We start from the raw sequence: 1,943 nt of genomic DNA on the forward strand, positions 1-1,943 counted from the left end.
GCGTTTACGCCGCCATCCGGCAATTCGTCTTAACCGTGTTTCTTCTTCGCGAAAATAACGCGTGCCAGAATGTTCAGCAGCAGTACGCACAGGGTAATAATCAGCACCCCGGCCCAGGCCAGTTGCTGCCATTCCACAAATGGGCTCATCGCAAACTTAAAGATGGTCACCGGCAGGTTGGCTATCGGCTGCATCATGTCGGTGCTCCAGAACTGATTGGAGAGCGATGTAAACAGCAGCGGAGCGGTTTCACCGGCAATACGCGCAATCGCCAGCAAGACACCGGTGATAATGCCGGAGACAGACGCCTTCAGGGTGATCGCTGAAATCATCTTCCACTTCGGCGTACCCAGCGCATAGGCCGCTTCACGCAGGCTATCCGGCACCAGTTTGAGCATGTTTTCGGTGGTACGAATCACGATTGGCACCTGCAGCAGCGCCAGCGCAATCACGCCCGCCCAGCCAGAGAAGTGTTCCATTTTCGCGACGACCACGGTATAAACGAACAGACCCACAACAATCGACGGCGCAGACAGCAGGATGTCGTTGATAAAGCGGATAATCTCAGCCAGCCAGGACTTACGCCCGTACTCGGCCAGATAGATGCCCGCCATAATACCGAGCGGCGTACCCAACACGGTCGCCCACAGGATCAACAGCCCACTGCCCGCCAGGGCATTCGCCAGACCGCCACCCGCCGTATTCGGCGGCGGCGTCATTTCAGTGAACAGCGCCAGCGACATACCGTCGATACCGCGAACCACCGTTGAGAACAGTATCCACACCAACCAGAACAGACCGAACGCCATCGTCCCCATTGAGAGTGTCAGTGCGATGCGGTTTTTCAAGCGGCGACGTGCCTGCATCTTACGACGAGACTCCGCCAGCGCGGCGGTGTTTTGCATATCAAGCGTAGCCATTAGCGTGCCCCCTCGTTCTTCGCAAGGCGCATGATCATGAACTTAGACGCTGCCAGCACGATGAAGGTGATCACAAACAGGATCAACCCCAGTTCCATCAACGCAGCCACATGCAGGCCAGATTCCGCTTCGGCAAATTCATTCGCCAACGCAGAGGTAATACTGTTACCCGGCATAAACAGCGATGCACTGTCGAGCTGGTAGGTGTTACCGATGATAAAGGTCACCGCCATGGTTTCACCCAGCGCGCGGCCAAGACCCAACATCACGCCGCCAATCACCCCATTTTTGGTGAACGGAAGGACGATGCGCCAGATGACTTCCCAGGTAGTACAGCCGATGCCATAGGCTGACTCTTTCATCAGTACCGGTGTTTGTTCGAACACATCGCGCATGACCGCCGCAATGTACGGGATGATCATAATGGCCAGGATCACACCGGCTGCCAGAATACCGATACCAAAGGCCGGACCCGCAAACAGGGCACCCACAAACGGTATGTTGGAAAGGATGTTACCCACCGGCTCCTGAAAGTAGGTTGCAAACAGCGGGGCAAAAATAAACAGGCCCCACATGCCGTAAACAATACTCGGGATCGCCGCCAGCAGTTCAATTGCAATGCCCAGCGGGCGACGTAACCAGTTAGGTGCTAACTCAGTCAAAAATAAAGCGATGCCGAAGCTCACCGGAACGGCGATCAGCAAGGCGATAAACGAGGTCACCAGCGTACCGTAAATCGGTACCAGCGCACCGTAGATGTCGTTTGGCGCATCCCACTCTTTGGTCCACAAAAATGAGAAACCAAATTTTTGAATGCTTGGCCAGGAGGAGATGATCAGAGAGACAATAATGCCACCCAACATCAATAGCACAATCAGCGCAGCCAGTTTTACCAGCACGCTGAATATCATGTCACCCTTTTTACCCGGTGGGTTAAAAGCAGGCTTGGTTGCAGCCATAAATCACTCTTTAAGTTAAACTCGTTTACTCAGTTGCCCATGCCGGATGGCGCTACGCTTATCC

General features: G+C 54.5%; 2 protein-coding genes. Both read right to left on the minus strand.

From position 1 onward, the window contains the following. Positions 1-29: 29 nt before the first annotated feature. Positions 30-920, minus strand: a complete 891-nt coding sequence (pstA, locus tag FDW95_RS09135) for a phosphate ABC transporter permease PstA (RefSeq protein WP_096758986.1) — start codon at positions 918-920, stop codon at positions 30-32. Beyond that, positions 920-1,879 (minus strand): phosphate ABC transporter permease PstC, encoded by a 960-nt coding sequence (gene pstC, locus FDW95_RS09140; RefSeq protein WP_096758985.1) that lies wholly within the window; start codon positions 1,877-1,879, stop codon positions 920-922. The genes pstA and pstC overlap by 1 nt, the downstream gene beginning before the upstream one ends. Positions 1,880-1,943: the final 64 nt, after the last annotated feature.

This window comes from Citrobacter sp. wls718, assembly GCF_005280945.1.
Classification (GTDB): Bacteria; Pseudomonadota; Gammaproteobacteria; order Enterobacterales; family Enterobacteriaceae; genus Citrobacter; species Citrobacter gillenii.

Coding starts and splice junctions, on each gene's coding strand:
- pstC (WP_096758985.1), bottom strand. CDS start 1,879: ATGGCTGCAACCAAGCCTGCTTTTAACCCACCGGGTAAAAAGGGTGAC.
- pstA (WP_096758986.1), bottom strand. CDS start 920: ATGGCTACGCTTGATATGCAAAACACCGCCGCGCTGGCGGAGTCTCGT.